We start from the raw sequence: 19,445 nt of genomic DNA, 5'->3' as shown, positions 1-19,445 counted from the left end.
AAAAAAGGCCAAGGCCAGCTTGGCTGCGACCTTGACCTTGGATTTTGAACCTCGACCTTGCTCTTAAACTTGCATGAATATTATTTTACTGCACAGCTATATCGTTTCTATGCCGGGAGCTTGCTGCTCCTCAGGCGTTAGATGAAGCTCGCGGTATTTGCCGGGCGTAATCCCTTCTTTCTTGCGGAATGTAGCGACAAAGTGGCTGACATCGTTAAAGCCTGTCTGCTCAGCGACCTCGCGCAAGGCACGCTCTGGATGGTGAAAAATGATTCGCTTCGCCTCACGGATACGAAGCTGAATCAGATATGAATAAGGGCTTAAATCAAACGCCTGCTGAAATAGCTCATGTAATGTATTTATGCTCATGTTCGCATGTTCGGCAATTTCCGGCAAGCCGATATTGTCGGACATATGCTGCTCCATCCACGATACGATGGGCTGCAGCTTTTGGTAGTATTGAGAAAGCGACGGCTGGCTATTCAGCATACCGAATTTGCGCAGCTGCATGAGAAAATTATATAGATCCGATGAAACCTCAATGTTGGAGTGAGACTCGGCCTGGGCAATTCGCCGAAACAAGTCATTAAACAGCTTGCCAAAGGATCGATCCTCCCCCTCCGCATAAAAGGTGGATGTATCCATATCCAGTGCTTCCATAATCGCCCCTGCCGCTGCACCGCCAAACGTAATATAAATCGTCGACCAGCGTTCTGAGGTAGGATAATAGCTATGTGGCGTAAACGGCGTCAGCAATACGCCCATTCCCTTGGTCAGCTTAATGGATTCCCCCAAAAGCTCGAAGCAGCCTTCGCCATCAAGCGTATGCAGCCAGTGATAGTACGGATAGCCTTCTGGACGTTGAAAGATACGCTCCCACGCACTGTAGCCAATCGATTCCAGATAGAGTGGGAGCGAGCGTTCTATGGAAGAAAATACGTATCGAATATTATCATTTCCCCAATCCAAGAGGTATCACCACCTAAGTGTTAGATACCTCTCATTATGCATGATCGCAAGCAATTTGAGCAAGCTGGCGGCTATTTTTCAAGAAAGGCATTCAACGAATCTAGCTTATTGCCGCTATAGTCAAACAGCGTAAGGTTCGACCAGTTATTCTCGTGTCCAACAGACCAAGTCGGCTTGGAAGGAATCCAGCACGGCTCCCAATAATAGAGACCGAGGCCCAGACCATCCGGAATAGCCTTAATCCGTCGCATCAGCTCCTCTAACCACCTCTTCTGTCCCTCAACGCTTACCGGAAAACCTGGATAGATCCAATCCTCGCGGTTGAAAATGAGCGGCTGCTCATCCGGGGGCGTCATCGTCCATGGGTAGGCCACCTCTACAATGACAATCGGCTTATGATAGCGTACCGCCAGATCATTAACATTATCTGTAAACTCCTCTAGCGTTCCGTGCCACCATGAATAATAAGATAGGCCGATAATATCGTATTCAATGTTCAACTGAGCGAGCTTGTCATAGAAGAAACGGCTTCCTTCATTATCTCCGCCACGGTCGATATGAATCATGACCGGGATCGGGGCCGTCCCTTCCGTCGCTGCGCGAACCCCGCGTATGCCTGCCGCAATGAGTTTGCTCAGCTTCTCCCACTGCTCCGGCGTATTATGCTCGCCATCGACTCTTCCTTCGCCCCAGATCATGCCGTTCGTAATTTCATTGCCTACCTGCACCATATCAGGCAGCGTGCCCTGCTTTTTCAGATCGGTAATAAAGGTAGCCGTAAATTCCTCCACAGCGGCAGCAAGTTCTTCAAAGCTTAGGTTTTCCCACGCCTTCGGCATGTATTGCTTGGACGGATCGGCCCAATAGTCGGAGTAATGAAAATCCAGCAAAAAGTGCATTCCCTTCTCCTTGATCCGCTTCGCCATCTTCAGCGTTTTCTTCGGATTGCAATAATCAAATTCCGGATTGTTCCAAATGCGAAGGCGCGCCGAGTTTACGCCGCTATCCTTCAAAATATCGAGCACATCGCGCTTCTGCCCCTGCTCATAAAACGCGCCGCCTTCATTTTCAATCTCATCTACAAACGAAATATCCGCACCTTTGATAAAGTCGATGTTCATAATTTCTCTGCTCCTTTTTTGGTCATTGCAGGCTAGCCTTTCGTACCGCCAGCAGCAAGCCCTGAAATAAAGTATTTTTGTAAAAAGAGATAAATCGCCGCAATAGGCACTGCGATCAATATTGCCCCCGCCGTAAACACGGTGAAGTTGCTGGAGTATTTCTCCGTAACAAAGTGGTATAGGCCCACCGCAAGCGTATACTTGCTTTTGTCATGCAATATGATGGATGGCAGAATAAAGTCAAAGATAGGCAGCATAAAGTTGGTCAGCGCCACAATCGCCAGGATCGGAGTAATCAGCGGCAGCAATATTTGAATAAAAATCCGGATCGGCCCCGCTCCATCTATTTTTGCCGCGTCGTCCAGTTCTCTCGAAATCGTATCCAGGTAACCTTTGACTAGCCAGGCGTTGAATGGAATTTGCCCGCCGACATAGATGAGGATTAAGCCTACCAACGAATTGAGCAGCCCGATCAAATTTAGGAAAATGTATAGTGCCACCATCGCCATCATCACAGGGAACATCTGCAGCAGCAGAAAGGCGTACATCCCGCTTTTTCTGCCAATAAACTGGAATCGCGACAAAGCATACGCTGTCATCGAAGTAAAGAAGATGGACGACAGACTGCTGACCGTCGAGACGATCAGCGTATTTTTGTACCAGGTTACATAGCTGCTCTCCGGGCTTGTAAACAGCCACCGGTAATGCTCCAGCGTAGGCTCCCGCGGTAGGATGCTTGCCGAGTACAGACTCGTTCCGGAATTAAACGACAGACCGACCGCCCAGGCTAGAGGATAGAAGATAATGAGCGACATCACGAGAATGACGCCATAAATGGAGGCAACCTCCAGCTTCGATTTCCATCGCTGATTCATCCGAAATCACGCTCCTCTTTGAACGACTTCGTCCGCCTGAATTGAATAAAGGCAAAGACAATGACGATGACGCCAATGATCAGCGAGATTGCAGCCGCCATATTATAGTTGTTCGTTGTAAAGGTCAGCTTGTACACCCAGGAGATCAGAATGTCTGTACCGCCTGCCGTTTGCCCCCTGACCGCCGGCCCTCCGCCGTTGAACAAGTAAATGATATTGAAGTTGTTAAAGTTGGCCGTATATTGAATAATGAGCAGTGGCGCGGTAGCAAACAAGACATGCGGCAGTGTAATATAACGAAATTTCTGCCATCTTGTTCCGCCGTCCACATCCGCCGCTTCATAAGCATCATGCGATATGCTTTGCAGCACGCCTGTAAACAGGGCAAACAAAAACGGGAAGCCGAGCCATACTTGAATACTGATCAGAGCGAGCTTCGTAAACAGCGGATCCGTCAGCCACGGAAGCGGCGCGATATTCAGCCATTGCAGGATAGTGCGGTTAATCGCCCCAAACTGATCGTTAAACAGCGCTGAGAAGATCATAATCGTGACGAAGTTCGGGATCGCCCACGGCAAAATCAGAATCGTCCGAATCAAGCGCTTGAACTTGATCCGCTTGTCATTCACCAGGATAGCCAGGAACAAGCCCAGTCCAATTTGCAGCGTCGTCGATACGATCGTCCATACGAGCGTCCATGAGAGCACTTTAAGAAACGATTGATTCCAGATTGGCACGGTAACGAGATTGACGAAATTATCAAAGCCTACCCAATCTACTAATTGCCGCGGCGGCGAATGATAGAGATCATAGTTCGTGAATGCTAACGAAATAGCAAATAAAAGCGGAAAAATAACAACGAAAATAAGTAATATAAATCCCGGCACTGACAACAAGTAAGGAAAGCTGTTCATGTACGCCTGCTTGATCGTCTCTCTTAACGGCGGCCTTTTCCACCCCAGACGAATTTGCTCTGCCTGCCGCTTCGCGTCGCGAATATTAATACCATATACAAGAGCTGCGATAGCCAGCATGATTAGCGATAAAATGCCGTAAACGAGCAGAAAGATTGAATGGTCAAGCTTGGGAATCGTCCCCAACGTGACGATCCCCCATAACCCTAGTCCAATAAAATCAGCAAAGGTTACAATGAAGACTAGCTCAATAACGATAAAAATGATGGCTTTAAAATAGCTGCGATTATAAAGCTGACCTAATCCAGCAAACAAAATGGACAGCAGCATCGCCAGCCACGGTCGATGTGTCGAATGCCGTGGGATGTCCTGAGATTCCTCCATCCCGCTTCCTCCCTTATGTTAAAATTGCTTACTGCCCAGAAGCTGCGATTTGCGCGGAAATTTGCTCCGCCGTTTCATCGAGCACCGCCTTCGGATCATCGCCTTTGACGATAAAGTCAATTGCACTATCCATTTCCCACACCGCGCTCATCTCTGGAATGTTCGGCATGGACACCCCGCTTTCAATCTGAGCCACGAAGCCTGCGTACAATTCATTCGTAATCGCCTGCTGGGCATCCGGATGTGCCGGAATTTCCCCTGTCTGCTCGTAATAAACCGTCGCATTGGCCGCATTCGTGAAATAAAGCGCAAGATCCTTAGCCCAGTCCTGGTGCTTCGAATACGAAGAAATAAACCATGATTTGACCCCAACGAAGGATGGGGCAGGCTTGCCGTTAACCGCTGGAATTTGCGCCGTGCCGAGCTGATCGCCAAGCTTGTCCTCATAGGTTTTCATCGCCCATAAGCCGTTGATGACCATCCCGACCTTTCCTTCCAGGAACAGCGTGTCCATAACATCAATCGTCATCGTTGCAGGAATGCTGGCATCCTTCACCAATTGCCCAAAGGCTGTCATTCCCTGTACGGCGCCGTCATTGTTCAAACCGAGATCGGAAGCGTCATATTTGCCCCCCGACTCTCCAAAAATATATCCGCCGTAATTCGTAATAAATGGAATCGCATAATAAAAATCCGGAACCATCAGAAATGCATAGCGGTCTTCGCTGACATGGGTCAAGCTGCTGGATATGTTCGAGATTTCCTCTAAGGAATCGGGTACTTGCTCCAGAAGAGCTTTATTGTAGTAAACAGCATAAGTCTCGATCGAGATCGGAAATCCATAGGTCGCCCCGTCATATTGAACAGCCTGCAGTGCAGCATCGCTATACTGCCCGCTCTCCTCTCCTGAGAGCTCAACTGGTTCGGCCAGCCCTTGAACGACAAGATCGCCTAATCGGTCTTGGGGCTGGTAGAACAAATCGGGCCCATTTCCAGCTGGAGCTGCCAACGCGAGCTTCTGCACCTGCTCAGAACCGCTAACAGGAACGATTTCAACTTCAATTCCTGTCTCAGCCGTATAACCCTGTGCGAGCTGCTCCACTACCTTCAGCTGGTTGCTGTCATCATTAGACCAAACTACAAGCTTAGCCGGCTTGGCGCTGTCATCTGCCGATAGCTGTTGTCCAGTGTCATTGCCTCCGTTATTTCCTGTGCTTCCTTCACCTATTTGTCCTTCTCTGTTCGGCGCACACGCCGTTAATGAAATTAAAAGAATGAAGATGAATGACCACATCCAGGCTTTCTTCATAAGAACTCCCCCTCTTTTTTCTGCTTCACTTAAATTATAAAACGCTTCCAAGGAGGTAGATATATAATAAAACTTCAGGGTGTATATAATAATTTTGGCTCTTCAGCAAAAAAAAAGTCTTAGGCGAACGATATATGGCGTGCCTAAGACTGCCAACCAAACTTCATGGCTAGTTTGTTTTATAAAGTTTGACGTTATCGAGGTTCATCCAATTATCAGCATTCGCATCTGAATAAATGCCTAATTCGATTTGACCATTTGTAACACTGATGTTTTCAATTTTTACTTTTACCCACTTTGTTGGGCTAACAGGAAGATTGACGTTCCGTTCTGACCCCCCGTAATTTTTAGCGTAAAGCTGCAGCGTATTTTGTCCGCCACTGTTAAGCACCCAAGCGGATAAAGTATAGGTACCATTGCTTAATCCTGAAACAGTCTGGTACGTAGAGGCCTCATAAGCAGAATCACTCCAATGCGTCAGCTTATAGCTGCCCGTAATACCGTTTTCTTCAACCTTAATAGCATTATAGGATGCCGTATCGGCTGCCCAGCGATTCCAACTAGATGGTGTTGTTGTCCAACCATCGGCCTCAAAGCTATGATTAGCAACAAGGTTGGTTGGAGCACTTGGTGTAAATACTGAAACTGTAGACAACACATTTCCATTAAAATCAAACAAGGTCTGATTGTCCCAAGGATTAGATAGTAATCCAGTATCATTGTTGTACAGCTTGCCTGCATCCGTCCCCCAGTTAGCCCCTGCAACAGGCAGCCATGTCGGCTCCCACCAGAAAATGCCGCGGCCTCGGTTGTTTGGGACATCCCTAACAATTTCCTTCAAATCCCGCAAATACGCCGTCTGGCCTTCTACCGTAGCCGGGTAACCCCCAATGCTTTCTTCCGCCGTGTAAAAAGAGTTGCCTAAACCATCACCATCATCCAGCGTAAAGCCATACGACGTTTCCACAATCATTACGTCCTTATTGTAACGGCTGCTGATCGCATTAAGATTATACGCCAATTCTCCCATCGTTCCATGCCAAAACGGATAGTAGGTCAAGCCGATAATATCGTAATCCACGTTCTCCGCTTCAATTTTATCGAACCACCAAGTGTATAAATTGTTGTCGCCGCCATGATCCAAATGCAGAACAATCTCAATGTTCTCACTAGAACTGAGGGCCGCATTAATCCCATTAATAGCAGAGGTAAACAGTTCTCCGAGTTTCGTAAAATCATCAATGCCTCCCCCCACCTTGCCATCATTCCAGAGGATGCCGCTGCTTGCCTCGTTTCCTACCTGAACCATATCAGGCATCACGCCAGCCGCTTTCATTTGCGTAATTACACTATGCGTATAGTCATATACCGTGGTTAGCAGTTGGTTGTACGTTAAGCTCTGCCAAGCTTTAGGCTTGTTCTGCTTCCCTGGGTCTGCCCAGAAATCACTGAAGTGAAAATCCAGCAGCACCTCCATACCTTGTGCCTTCGCTCGCTGTGCAAGAGATATAGTCGTAGCCAGATCGTTTGTTCCACCGCCATAAGGATTTCCGAAACTGTCATACGGGTCAACCCATAGACGCAATCGGACAGCATTCATGCCATGAGCGCTTAAAATTTGCAGAGCATCTTTTGGAGTGCCCTGATCGTAGAACTTCCCGCCTAACTGCTCAACTTCATGGAGCATTGAAACGTCTCCCCCCATAACGAAGCCTCCAGCAGCCTTTGTTTCTTGAAGAGGAGTGATCATAGATGTAAAAAGTGCAACTACACCTGCTAAAGCAATAGCTCTAACCCATTTACCCACTAACAACAACTCCTTTTAACATGGTATTTTTGCTACACTCAGATTATAAAGCGCTTACAATGATGTGGATATATAATAAAACTTTAGCTTTTATATAATAATTTTGGATTATGTTAGAAGATGAGGCCATGCTGGGACTCCCCCCTTAATTAAAGTAATTTTCTCTCCCCCCACAAAAGAAGCCGACTCTTAGCCGACTTCATGCACAGATACGGTTGCTCTCCTATCCTCGGGTTCTGCAAAAACTTCAAGCTTCATTGCGATCGCCAGCAGCTTGAGAGCGCTAGCTTTGATGCGCCGATACGTCCGGTCGCTAATCCCCATTTCCCCGCAGCTAATGAAATCATACTCCCGTTCATCATCCAAATAACTTCGTTCAATAACTTCCCGCTGCGTACTGGACAGCCCGTTCATGGCCTGATCCAGCAGCTCCGACTTCCTTTGCAGCTCGGCTTCTTTGTCGATGTTCCGAATCGCTGTCTGCTCGGTCGGCTTAGAAACGAGATGGGTCGCCCCGTGGTATCTTGGAGCATAATTATGAGTTACATTCACCATCTGGCGGATATAACCGATTTGCCGATACTGCCTCACTTCTTCGAGAAGCTGAATGACTGCCGACCGAGTTGCGGCTTCGTCCACCGGTAAACTATGAAAAATCCCAAATGAATTAATATGTCTTTTCCCCATTGCCAATCCCTCCATGAAGATAATTTTGACGCCTTCGAAATTACCAGTACGGCAACATTCCTTTATGACTAGTGTTGATTTACCAGCCTGAACCATGTAAAATGAATAATATAACTTGTTAATCAAAGTTTATGTTACCGAATCGGTAACACTAATCGCATTATATATTACCAATATGGCATTGTCAACAACTTACACTTTATTTGTTTTCATACCAGTATGGCAATGATATATATTGTGCATGTCGTTTTTTATTAGCACATTCAAGAAGAGGGAGTGTCTATGCATACACTGGGCGATCGGATCAAGCATCTTCGAGAACTGAAAAACTTAACCCAAAAAGACCTCGCATCACGAGCCGACTTAACAACGGTTCAGTTGTCGAGATATGAGACGAACGACCGGAAGCCGGATCCCGAATCGCTGCGAAGGATCGTCGACGCGCTGGATACGAACGGGGATTATTTGCTGGGACGTACTTCCGACCCTTCACCAACGGAGGGAATGCAGGCAAGCATGTCTTTTTACGGCGGGCCAGAAGCATATACTCCTGATGAAATCGCCATGATGGAAGCTGCTTTGAAGGCTTATCGGGAACAGAAGAAGAAGCTGCTGGACAACCAATCCAATAAATGAATATAATGGAGGCAGCATCATCCCATTTAATGATCATACTCGGGTCCTTACTTCCAGGACCTTTATTTACACCCCTGAACCGAACATACATTCCCATAAGAGGTGATATCCATGTTGTTTTCCTATTATCAAGAGACCTATCTAGAGCAGTGGATCAACTCTAAATATCGAAGCAGCGGCCTGCTGGATGCTGAGCAGCATGATATTGAGCGGATTGCCGAAGCTTTTGACATAGAACTCGTATACGCCGCCTGTCCTTCCTTCTCCGATAACGAAGAACGGGTTATATTTCTGAACAAGCATATGGATGACGCCAAGGCCAGGGTCATTTTCTTTCATGAATTATGCCATGTTCTCAGGCACTCGGGAGATCAGCGCCATATGCCTAGCCTATTCAAGCACGCCCAGGAGTCGGAGGCGGATCATTTCGTACTGTATGCGGCTGTCCCTTTCTATATGTTTGAAAAATTGCCAATCCCGGATCATCGAAGCGAGGCGATTCCTTATCTTGCCGATGCATTTCATATTCCGCTCGATCTCGCTGAACAGCGTCTCGACCAAATTCAGCGCCGCGTCCTGCAGGGCAGCCTGATCGCAGCTGCACAAGAAGCCGAAAGAAGACAGAGCGAGACGGAGCCGGAAATAAGATGGTCTGCCGAAACCCAGCGGATACTCTCCCAGTTGGAGAAGCAGCTATCAGAAAAGGAATGAAGCGAATTGCGAATTAGAGCATATTGCGATTTTTATGACGAAGCCTTTAGACCGCTGCAGCTCGTAATCAAGACAGAACCCGGCGAGCTTGACTGGTCCAAGACATTATACATATCTCTGCCCGCTCCCCTGGAGCCTCTTGAGGCAGAGGATTACGGCGACCATCGGGGCGTTTCGGTTTTATTGGAGGATTTAATGAGCCAGACGGAGGAGAAGAACAACCTAGGAATTTTGCTCCCGCAAATTTATGCTCGTCATGGGGAGGAGTTTGAATTACTGATCGTCCAAATGGATGATGTGGAGGAAATCCTGCATCTTGACAGAATTCTCTAAATGCAAACAGCTCCGGTGTCCCGGAGCTGTGCTTGCTTCTTTTCCTATTTTAATGCTTTGGCCAGCTCTGTAAATATTACGCCCAAGGCATGGGCTCCGGCATCGGGGTAACCAATACTGCGCTCGCCCACCGCTCCGGCTCTACCCATCCGGGCTACAATGGCCTCGGTTTGTTTCGCTCCATCTACAGCAGCTTCTGCCGCCTTATTCGATGCGGTCTTTATATCTTCGCCACGCCCAGCGCTCTGTTTCCAGGACTCAGCATAAGGCACAAGTGCATCGATTAGGGTTTTGTCGCCGACGACCGCCCCCCTGCCGAATGTTCTTTCCCCGGTTTGCTGAATACCTTGAACTACGGCAGCCATCATTCCAGCAACTTCATCCACAGAGAGCGCTTGTCTTCCTCCTGCATATTTGCTTGCCGCTCGGAAGGCAGAGCCCCAAATCGGCCCCGAAGCTCCGCCGCAATGCTCCATAATAATTAACGAGCAAGCGTCTAGAAAGCTGCCAATATCCGCTGAATTCTGCGTTACTATGTCCGGCCACTCAGTCTTCAATTGCTTGAATCCCTTGGCAATACTCATGCCAAAGTCCCCGTCACCCGCATGAGCATCCAATTCGCAGAAGGGTACTTCGTGCTCAATGACGACCTCACTCATTTGATCGATCAGATAGATGATATTTTGCAGGGAAAGCTGGTTATGCTCTACGATGGCGCTCGCTGGATCTGTCTCATTCTTGTAGGATACCGATCGATCCGCCTTCTCATTCTGCGGATTGTGAACAACCTCCGTGAAGACTACAGGCTCGAATGGCTCCTGAACGACCAATGCCGGTGTATTGCAAGGCTCTGCCAGCCATTTTTTCAACGTAGGGTCAAGCTTCATGATTGTTACCGATGCCCCGGCCATATCGATGCTGGTCATGTAGTTGCCGACAAAAGCCTTATATATTCCTTTGTTCTTCGCTGCTAGTTCACGCGTTACGGAATGATTCAGCAAATAAAGCTCCTGCAGCGGCGTGCCGCCGAACCCATTGATCAGCACCGCCACCTCTTGTTCTTTGTCATCGTCCATATGCAGGTTGCTCAGCAAGGCCGTCACCATCCGCTGGGCTAATTCATCCGCTGATAGCACGGCCTCTCTCCGAATGCCCGGCTCGCCATGAATACCGACACCATACTCCATTTCCTGCTCTTCCAGATGAAACGTAGGTGAACCCTTCGCGGGAACGGTGCAGGAGGTAAGGGCAAAGCCGATACTGCGAATGCTGCCGACGGCATGTTCTGCCAGCTCTTTGACTTCGCCCAGCGATAAACCTGCCTCTGCCGCGGCCCCGGCAATTTTGTGGACGAGCACCGTTCCCGCAACGCCTCTTTTGCCTACCGTATAAAGACTATCCTCTACAGCAATGTCATCATCGACGATAACATAGTCGACCTTGATGCCATCCTCACTCGCCAAATGAGCTGCATTCTTGAAATTCATAATGTCGCCGCTGTAATTTTTAATAATTAGCAGCGTTCCCTTGTTGCTTACAGAGTTTCGTATCCCTTGATAGACTTGGATTTGGGAAGGAGAGGCAAATACATCGCCGCATACCGCCACATCCAGCATGCCCTTCCCTACAAACCCCGCATGTGCCGGCTCGTGGCCGCTTCCGCCACCGCTGATTAGCGTTACTTTATCCTCGTTGATGATTTTCTTGGAAATAATTTTGTACTTACTATCGAACACTAGACTCGGATGAGCCAAAACTATGCCGTTGCACATTTCTCTAACGAGCGTATCGGGTTGATTGATGATCTTCTTCACCTTATGCCTCCTTGTTCATTTTGAATTCACGTCCAATTTGGTCTGCGACCATAATCGCTGCTGCTACCGCTTCCTCTGTAATCGGAAATGGCATCGAATGAATCGATTCTTCTGGGATACAAGCCTTCTTGGCAACTTCCTGCAATTCTTCGTCCGATATGCTGTCTACGCCCAAGTCAGCTAGGCAAATAGGCAGGCCGACCGAAGCACAGAACGAGAGAACTTCATCGATTTCGTCCTGATCTGCATTTTCAAGAACCAATTGGGCAATCGTGCTGAAAGCTACCTTTTCTCCATGATAATAACCATGGGTCCCTTCAAGCGAAGTTAATCCGTTATGGATCGCATGCGCTGCCGCTAAGCCCCCGCTCTCGAATCCTAGGCCGGATAGCAAAATATTGGCCTCAACGATGTTCTCCAATGCAGGCGTAACAACATTCCGATCACAGGATAGTTTGGCCTTCAGACCATCTTCTAATAACATTTCATAACATAATTTTGCTAAGGCTAATGCTGTCTTGGTTCCTTTGGCATCTCCGCATATCCCTTCCCGAACACCGTTTGGCAGTCCGGCGTTTACGTTCGAATAGGATCTCGCCGTGGCTCTCGCCTCAAAATAAGTAGAAATCGCATCCCCCATGCCGGCTATAAGAAATCGGGTCGGCGCATTCGCAATCACTGTCGTATCAATCATGACCACGCTAGGGCTTTGTTTAAAATAAGCATAATCATCAAAGGCTCCCTCAGGCGTATACAGTACGGCCGAATGGCTCGTCGGCGCATCCGTCGCGACAATCGTCGGCACGATGATCAGCGCCTCCCCTTCAGCTACGCATTTCGCGGTATCAATCGCCTTCCCCCCGCCGAGTCCGATGGTGCAGGCACAGCGATGCTCCTTAGCAATGGCTTGTAAGCGCGCGACCTCTAGTCTTGAGCACTCCCCTTGGAAATCGCTTTCAACAAAAGTGATATTAAACTTGGTTGCAGTTGCATCCAGCTTCTCTTTCACTCGCGCCACATCATCAGGATGGGCAATCAATAGCGCGGAATCCCCAAACGTTTTTACATAATAACCCAAGTTAAGCAATTCATCCTCGCCTTGGACATATTTTGCCGGACTAATAAAGGCTCTTCTCATGATCAAAAGTTCCTCCCTTAATAGATTATACCCCTATTTTAGGCAGTGGCTCCTGTATAGTCACGGAAGAATAAGCCCCATTTAAAGCAATTTCATATCGTATTTTTTTGTTGTCAGGACGTGAAATTGGACTATTTTGTCCTGGAGGTCATGAATTTCGTATAGAGTTTAGTATAATATATAAGAGGATGGACTATTAAAATGGATGTGGGGCTAGTACGTATAATGTTACTACGATCGCTGCTGCTCCAAATCTACATTCCCTTCTTTGCCGTAGAAACTAACTACTATAAATCCATTTATATAATGATGAACTACTAGTTCATCTTATATAGTAGGAAAATCCACACCAAATACGACTACATCATTTAATGGAGACTGTACAAGCATGGTAAAATCACGGTTTGATATCGGGCGTATTATAGATTTGGAAAAATGGCATAAGCTGCAGGACTCTCTTTCGCTCGTGACCAAAATGGCGATCATCACGGTCGATTACAAAGGGGTTCCTGTCACCAAGCATAGTTACTGCCAGTCCTTTTGCCAAAATGTGCGACAGGATTCCTATCTCTCTCAGTATTGTCAAAAATGCGATGCTCGTGCCGGATTAGAGGCTGTCCGGTTAAATAAACCTTATATTTATTTATGCCATTTCAATATTATCGATATTGCGATTCCTATCATTATTGATAATCAATATATTGGGGCGATCATGGCAGGCCAAGTGAAGCTGCGCGATACCAACGTACCGCCGCTCGAACAAATAGTCACCCGGCCATCCAATGCGGAAACGGACAGTAAATTCGCTGCCTATAAAAAGGACTACGATTCACTGCCCGTCTTATCCTATGAAGAAGTGACCACGATAGCGGATATGCTCTTTCACTTATGCACCTATATTATAGAAGAAGCGATCCGTAAAGACACAGCGATTGATGCATACAAGAAGGCAATGGCACTCGGGACTACTCCTGCTTCGCTGGACAAGATGAGTGCCTCGGAACACGCTTATCGGAACATTCAGGCGATTCAAAATGAGCTATCCAGCGCGCTTATTGAGACGAAAGTAAAGCAATCCGCAGCCGATGCCTTCTTGTCATCCAATCCGGTTCTTCAGCCCGCTTTTGACTACATCTTCGCCCACAAGAGCGAGAATTTCAAATTACAGGCGATGGCTGAGCTTTGCCATATTAGTCCAAGCTATTTTAGCCGCATATTTACAAAGGAAACCGGGGAGAATTTCACCATCTTCGTCGCCCGGCTTAAAATCGAATGGGCCAAACAGCTTCTGGAGTCAACGGACTTATCCATCAACGAGATCAGCGATGCTTTCGGGTTTAGCGATACGAGTTATTTCATCAAAATGTTCAAGAAGTTCGAGAACTTGACGCCGACGATATATCGAAATGTATATAAAAGCAAGGCGATGGATTAGCCTGATTCCAAAATAAACTCCGCTTCATCGTTCTGTCCATTTCCCTTAATAGACATCAACAATGGCTGTCGCTTCAAGCCCATCATAAGTGACCGTCAAGGTAACCCTGCCTCGCTGCAATCCGATAATATTTCCCTCGGAATCTACGTAGGCAATGGAAGGATTACTGCTGCTATAACTGCTGATATGCGTAACCTGAGTAAAGTTGTTTCCAAGCCGATAAGTAACCTCAATGTCCAGCGGCTCGCCGATATTAACACTATACTCATCAGAATCAAAATGCAGGGATGTGGATGATGGCCATACATACACCCTAGCTACCGCTTCTTGATTGCTCCATATGGCTCGAATATGCGTTTGACCAAATCGGTGACCCGTAATGCTGCCGGAAGCATCAATGGAAGCAATGGACTCATCATCCGAAGAGAAGTGAACTAAAGAAGTGACATTTCTCGACGTATTTCCATACACGGCAGTAACTACCGTGTCCAACGTCTGTTCAAGGCCCAGACTATAACTTGGAGAATCGAATTTCAGATATTCGAGCGAGGGAGTTTCGTGATTTTCGCTTGTACCAAATTTAAGCAGCCTCTCCTTGGCGATGACAAGCACACTTCCATCCGATTCGACGAAAACCCGTTGCAAATCACTTACTGCTTGGAACCAGAGTACCTCCCCGTTCATGTTCGTCTTATAGAGTCCTTGCGTAGTGCCGAATAAATAACCGTCAGCAGTTCTTTCTAACGAGATCACTTTCCCTCGCACCGCTAGCGTTTGACGCTGCTCTTCTTGATTGTTGGCATCATTTTGTATGAATACAACCTCATCATTTTCATTTGCGGCTGCAATCATATATCCGTCATCAGCATTTACAGCTACCTCACCTCCAGTAAGTCCGCTATAAGTATTTGTCCAAACTACCTCCCGATTTGCGTCTAACGTCCATATACGAACCGTACCTTGGATATCGCCTTCGACAACATAACCTCCGTTGGCTAATTCGTGAATTTTATTGGCTTGATAAAAAGAGGCCGCAGGTCCTCCCCCACCTACAGTCTTTCTGAAGATCATATCTCCAGCCGAGGATAACTTGCCTACACTGGTAGAGAAGGAACCGGTATTTAAGCTTTCTGTAGATTCAGCAAATAAGTAACTACCTTCCTTGGATAAATGGATATCTCTAAAAGTCCCGTAAGCTCCAGAAGAAAACATGTTGTTCCACTGGATGAACCCGTTATCGTCTATTTTGGCAAGGTAAAAATCTCTGTAGCGAAAATGAAAGTCTTCGAGGGTTCCCCCTAATAAATATCCACCATCTTGCGCAGAAACAGCTTCTGTAAATTTTACAATTTTTCCATTGCTGCCTCGCACTTCAAAACTCTTCTCCCAATATAAAGTACCCAAAGAATCTGTCTTCGCGAAGTATACGTTGTTGTTGCTCTTGTTCACGCCAACTATGGCATATCCATCCCTAATCGGCTTTACGTGAAGCAGCGAGACATTCTCCCCGTAACTTTGCTCCCATTCCAATGCAGCTTCCCCTTCTGATGCGGAGGCCCAACCTGTTGGTAGTGTCAACAATAATATGATCGCCAATAAAACTGTCACTACCCGCTGTTTCAAAAGTGCATAAGATTTATTCAATTTCTCTCCTCCATTCTTTATGACTACCGCTTATCTATATGCTATATTTGATCCATATATTTATAGAATACATATATAGCTGGAAGTTCAATTATGTTATTGGCCAAATCTCTCAGGAGTCTGTCTGAAGGACTACTCCCAAGGTGCTGGAAATGACGGGTTTGGATCGGATTATCGCCTCTTTTTCACTTTCCCCCATATGGACGCGCTGGGCAGAGACAGCATCAAGGAACTCATCATGGGTGAACTGGCGGATTATATCTGCGTCATCATCGACCACAGCAATGAGTTCGCCGGCATCTGCAACAAGAGTTATCTACCTCCAAGCCAAGGATAACAGCAGTCACCTGCTGCATTCTAGTCGAGTTGAAATGTAGGAGGATATATAAAGCAAAAGAGGCATAGAAAGGCCTGAACCCGCTATTCCGGTTCAGGCCTTTTAATTTAACTCTGCCTATTATCCTTTTACCGCAGACCCCATGGTCATCGCCCTTTCAACCTGTTCACTAAAGAACAGATAGATGATTACCATTGGAAGGCTGGCAATCGTCATCACAGCCCCCATTCCTCCCCAATCCGTACTATATTGACCCTGAAAGAACAATAGTCCCAAGGGTAGTGTTTTCATCGATTCGTCGGAAATAAGAATGTTCGCCAGCATGAACTCATTCCAGTTGTTTAAAAATTGAAAAATAACCACCGTCGCGATCGCAGGTACGACTACGGGGACTATAATTTTAGTGAACAGCCGATAAACACTCGCTCCGTCCATACATGCCGCTTCTTCAATCTCGGAAGGGATATCGCGCATAAACCCATAGAAAATAAGCGATGAGAATGGCAATCCAATCACGATATAAGGAATAATCAGCGCTCCATACGTATTCGCCAAATGAAAGTCCTTTACAAGAATAGCAAGTGGAATCATAATCACCTGCAGCGGCATGAACATGCCAACCAGCATATAGAGCCGAACCGCTTCCCGAAACCTCCAGCGTAATCTAGCAATAGCAAACGAGAACATTAACGCTAAAATGACGATAAACAACGTTGCCACCGTAGAAACGACCACACTGTTCATAAAGTACTGCGGAAGATTAAATTGAGTCCAAGCGTTAACGTAGTTTTCATATCGAAATTGGGTCGGCAGCCCAAATGGATTGGTAACGAATATTTCATTGTTGTCCTTAAGCGAATAGGAAATCATCCAGAACAGTGGATAAACAGAAATGATGAAATACAGCCATAAAGGAACCTGGATGAGAAATGATTTAACCCGTTGCATAACGATCTCTCCTTCTAAGATGCATGTTAATCATCTTTACGATCAAACACCTTGTTGATAATAATCGTCGCTACTAGCGAGATGGCAACCAATAATACAGATATGGCTGAGGCATAGCCATACTTATTCTCCAGGAAGGCGTAACGGTAAATCATAAAGGTTAAAGTATAATTGCTAGTGCCTGGCCCGCCATTTGTCATGATGAGCATTTGTACAAAGGCGCCGATTCCTGATGTGATCGCAATGATAAAACAGAACTTAAAGGTTTCTTTCATCAAAGGGAGCGTTACTTTACGGTGAGCCATCCATTTGCTGCAGCCGTCGATCGTCGCTGCCTCATAGTATTGCTCGGGGATCGATTTCACTCCTGCATAGAGGAGGCTGAATTGATAACCCATAAACTGCCAGGCATTAACAAATGCAATAGCAACAATCGATACCGTCGGCGAAGTCAGCCAATTTTGTTGATAGGAGATCCCCATGATCTGAAAAAGCTTATTGATCAAGCCATTTGTCGGATCATACATCGCGATCCAAAGCTGGCATACTACCGTCACGGACAAGATCACCGGTACAAAATAAGCCGTTTTCAGCATTTTTCTAAATTTGACTCGCGGATCGGCACAAGCAAGCGCTAGAATCGTTCCGAGGCCAATTTGAAAAACGACAAGGACAACTGCAAAAATAAAGCCGTTTCGCAAAGAGGTCATTAATAGAGGATCCTGGAACATTTCTTTATAATTATCAAGGCCATTAAACACGGCCGTACCTAATCCATCCCATTCAAAAAAACTGCGATACATCGTTTGCAGTACCGGCGAGATGAGCACGATCGTATAGGCGAGCAATGCCGGCAACAGAAAAATGAGTACCGCCTTCTTGTTGCTTAAATATCTATTCATGGTTTAACCCACTCCTTTCCTGGGAGCAATCCCCCCTGATTTAAATATATATATCAAGGGGGATGGCCTGGGTCTCTATATCTTACTTGTTCTCTTTAGCCAATACGGAATTTAGATTTTTAATAAACTGCTCTGTGGAGTAACCGTCGATCAGCATACTTTGGGTATTATCATCCAGCACATTTCTAATCGAAACATTGTTCAAGGCGACCGCGTAATCCGTAGCATTTGGAAGTACTTCATCCGCGATGCGCTGCATCATCGGCGGAATATCCGCAATGATTTCCTCATCCACTTTTACGGATACGATAGGGCTGCCAAGCTGAGCGTACTTATACTCGGCTGCCTTTTGAGCAAGAAAGCTGGCTACCTTCACCGTCAGCTCTGGATCTTTCGTCGACTGAGATACAGCGAAGCCGCCGGGAGACGGAGATCCGTTGACTGCATATTTTGTTTTTTCATAGGTTTCTTCATCCTTCGCTGGCCAGTACATCCAATCCACTTTATCGCCGAGCTTCTCTTGAGAGCTATAGATTTCCCATTGTCCATTCACGAACATCCCAGCCTTACCCGTGTAAAATAAAGAGGAAGCTTGATCGTAGTTCGTATTTGTAGCGTTTACATCAAATAAGCCAGCTTCCTGCAATGTTCTCAGTTGATGAGCTGCAGTGACGAAGGATTCAGGCAGTTCGGTGACACCGGCTTCATCCAGCTTTCCGTAGCCCATAGCTTCCTCACGCGTAACAAAACCTTGATATAGCGCTGTGGAGATCCATTTTTCTTTAGCGAAAATAGAAAGTGGAACATATCCTTTTTCCTTCAGCTTTTTAGCAGCCTCCGCTAATTGATCAACAGTCTTGATCGGTACTTCAATACCGACCTCTTCAAATATCTCTTTGTTGTAATAGAGAATTTGGAATTCGATCCCGGTAAACGGAAAAGCATAAATATGACCGTCCGGGGCAATTAATCTTCCTTCAACCCCCGGGTTCAGCTTGTTCTTAAAAGCCGCTGTTTCTTCAAATTCATCTAACAAGAGAACGTTTTTGGATTTAGCAAAGGTTTGCAAAGTTACCCAGTCCGTTTCGAATATATCCGGCATATTCCCCGTAGCAGCATAGGTTTTTAGCTTCTGATATCCGTCCTGCACCGCAGGATCCAGCACAATTTCAACATTCGGCATTTCCTTCTTCAGTTCTTCTACCGCATAGTCAAACGGTTTGGAGGTATCATCATCAAAATGCTGGGCATACACCTTGAGTTTAACCTTCTCTTCTCCTGTACTACCGCTTGGGCTTGTAGAACTCTGATTCGAATTTCCCCCTGAGCAAGCAGCTAGCAACAAAGATAACATGGCGATGGTTACTAGAGCTGTTAAAGACTTGAACCAAACTTTTTTCATGCTGTACCCCTCTTTTCTAGATTTTGCTTGTTGCCCACCTTGTTCCTGGCAACGCTTTCAAGGTGTATTTTTATTATAA

At 46.5% G+C, this 19,445-nt stretch carries 17 protein-coding genes; 4 read left to right on the top strand and 13 right to left on the bottom strand.

All coding sequences use genetic code 11. The features are described from left to right. Positions 1 to 96: 96 nt before the first annotated feature. The 7 genes from CZ379_RS12615 to CZ379_RS12585 all read right to left on the bottom strand — a co-directional run bounded on the left by CZ379_RS12615 (position 97) and on the right by CZ379_RS12585 (position 8,066). Complete coding sequence (locus CZ379_RS12615; RefSeq protein ID WP_110931941.1) at positions 97 to 969, bottom strand: AraC family transcriptional regulator; 873 nt, start codon at positions 967 to 969, stop codon at positions 97 to 99. A 71-nt stretch (positions 970 to 1,040) separates the two neighbouring features. After that, positions 1,041 to 2,090 carry a glycoside hydrolase family 53 protein gene (locus CZ379_RS12610; protein ID WP_110931940.1) on the bottom strand — a complete coding sequence of 350 codons (1,050 nt, stop codon included), beginning with the start codon at positions 2,088 to 2,090 and terminating at the stop codon, positions 1,041 to 1,043. 32 nt (positions 2,091 to 2,122) lie between these two features. After that, positions 2,123 to 2,965 carry a sugar ABC transporter permease gene (locus CZ379_RS12605; RefSeq protein ID WP_110931939.1) on the bottom strand — a complete coding sequence of 281 codons (843 nt, stop codon included), beginning with the start codon at positions 2,963 to 2,965 and terminating at the stop codon, positions 2,123 to 2,125. Further along, positions 2,962 to 4,263, bottom strand: a complete 1,302-nt coding sequence (locus tag CZ379_RS12600; protein ID WP_110931938.1) for a carbohydrate ABC transporter permease — start codon at positions 4,261 to 4,263, stop codon at positions 2,962 to 2,964. Before CZ379_RS12600 ends, CZ379_RS12605 begins: the two co-directional genes overlap by 4 nt. Positions 4,264 to 4,291: 28 nt before the next feature. Continuing rightward, positions 4,292 to 5,572: a sugar ABC transporter substrate-binding protein gene (locus CZ379_RS12595; protein ID WP_110931937.1), complete on the bottom strand. Its 1,281-nt coding sequence runs from the start codon at positions 5,570 to 5,572 to the stop codon at positions 4,292 to 4,294. Between the two features lie 169 nt (positions 5,573 to 5,741). After that, positions 5,742 to 7,379 carry a glycoside hydrolase family 53 protein gene (locus CZ379_RS12590; protein ID WP_110931936.1) on the bottom strand — a complete coding sequence of 546 codons (1,638 nt, stop codon included), beginning with the start codon at positions 7,377 to 7,379 and terminating at the stop codon, positions 5,742 to 5,744. Positions 7,380 to 7,568: 189 nt separating this feature from the next. Beyond that, positions 7,569 to 8,066, bottom strand: a complete 498-nt coding sequence (locus CZ379_RS12585; RefSeq protein WP_110931935.1) for an ArpU family phage packaging/lysis transcriptional regulator — start codon at positions 8,064 to 8,066, stop codon at positions 7,569 to 7,571. 282 nt (positions 8,067 to 8,348) lie between these two features. Between CZ379_RS12585 and CZ379_RS12580 the strand changes: the two genes are divergently transcribed. From CZ379_RS12580 to CZ379_RS12570, 3 genes are all read left to right on the top strand, one after another. Further along, positions 8,349 to 8,702 (top strand): helix-turn-helix domain-containing protein, encoded by a 354-nt coding sequence (locus CZ379_RS12580; protein ID WP_110931934.1) that lies wholly within the window; start codon positions 8,349 to 8,351, stop codon positions 8,700 to 8,702. 111 nt (positions 8,703 to 8,813) lie between these two features. Continuing rightward, the gene (locus CZ379_RS12575; RefSeq protein ID WP_110931933.1) at positions 8,814 to 9,413 is read left to right on the top strand and encodes an ImmA/IrrE family metallo-endopeptidase; all 600 of its coding nucleotides are present in this window, start codon (positions 8,814 to 8,816) and stop codon (positions 9,411 to 9,413) included. A gap of 6 nt (positions 9,414 to 9,419) precedes the next feature. Then, entirely contained in the window at positions 9,420 to 9,746 is a 327-nt protein-coding gene (locus tag CZ379_RS12570; RefSeq protein WP_110931932.1) for a hypothetical protein, read from the top strand. A 44-nt stretch (positions 9,747 to 9,790) separates the two neighbouring features. Here the strand turns inward: CZ379_RS12570 and dhaK are convergent, their stop codons facing one another. After that, positions 9,791 to 11,560 (bottom strand): dihydroxyacetone kinase subunit DhaK, encoded by a 1,770-nt coding sequence (dhaK, locus tag CZ379_RS12565; RefSeq protein ID WP_110931931.1) that lies wholly within the window; start codon positions 11,558 to 11,560, stop codon positions 9,791 to 9,793. Position 11,561: 1 nt separating this feature from the next. Continuing rightward, positions 11,562 to 12,698: a glycerol dehydrogenase gene (locus CZ379_RS12560; protein WP_110931930.1), complete on the bottom strand. Its 1,137-nt coding sequence runs from the start codon at positions 12,696 to 12,698 to the stop codon at positions 11,562 to 11,564. A gap of 388 nt (positions 12,699 to 13,086) precedes the next feature. Between CZ379_RS12560 and CZ379_RS12555 the strand changes: the two genes are divergently transcribed. Then, complete coding sequence (locus CZ379_RS12555) at positions 13,087 to 14,133, top strand: PocR ligand-binding domain-containing protein (RefSeq protein ID WP_110931929.1); 1,047 nt, start codon at positions 13,087 to 13,089, stop codon at positions 14,131 to 14,133. Between the two features lie 45 nt (positions 14,134 to 14,178). Here the strand turns inward: CZ379_RS12555 and CZ379_RS12550 are convergent, their stop codons facing one another. The 4 genes from CZ379_RS12550 to CZ379_RS12535 all read right to left on the bottom strand — a co-directional run bounded on the left by CZ379_RS12550 (position 14,179) and on the right by CZ379_RS12535 (position 19,366). Further along, the gene (locus CZ379_RS12550) at positions 14,179 to 15,777 is read right to left on the bottom strand and encodes an Ig-like domain-containing protein (protein ID WP_110931928.1); all 1,599 of its coding nucleotides are present in this window, start codon (positions 15,775 to 15,777) and stop codon (positions 14,179 to 14,181) included. Between the two features lie 457 nt (positions 15,778 to 16,234). Then, on the bottom strand, positions 16,235 to 17,062 hold the full coding sequence (locus CZ379_RS12545; protein WP_110931927.1) for a carbohydrate ABC transporter permease: 828 nt from the start codon (positions 17,060 to 17,062) through the stop codon (positions 16,235 to 16,237). A 26-nt stretch (positions 17,063 to 17,088) separates the two neighbouring features. Next, positions 17,089 to 17,964 (bottom strand): carbohydrate ABC transporter permease, encoded by an 876-nt coding sequence (locus tag CZ379_RS12540; protein ID WP_110931926.1) that lies wholly within the window; start codon positions 17,962 to 17,964, stop codon positions 17,089 to 17,091. Between the two features lie 82 nt (positions 17,965 to 18,046). After that, entirely contained in the window at positions 18,047 to 19,366 is a 1,320-nt protein-coding gene (locus tag CZ379_RS12535) for an ABC transporter substrate-binding protein (RefSeq protein ID WP_110931925.1), read from the bottom strand. Positions 19,367 to 19,445 lie beyond the last annotated feature (79 nt).

It is taken from the genome of Paenibacillus bouchesdurhonensis (genome assembly GCF_900155685.1).
Taxonomy (GTDB): Bacteria; Bacillota; Bacilli; order Paenibacillales; family Paenibacillaceae; genus Fontibacillus; species Fontibacillus bouchesdurhonensis.
Note: the sequence above shows the minus strand (reverse complement) of the source record. Positions and strands in the feature narration are given on the sequence as shown.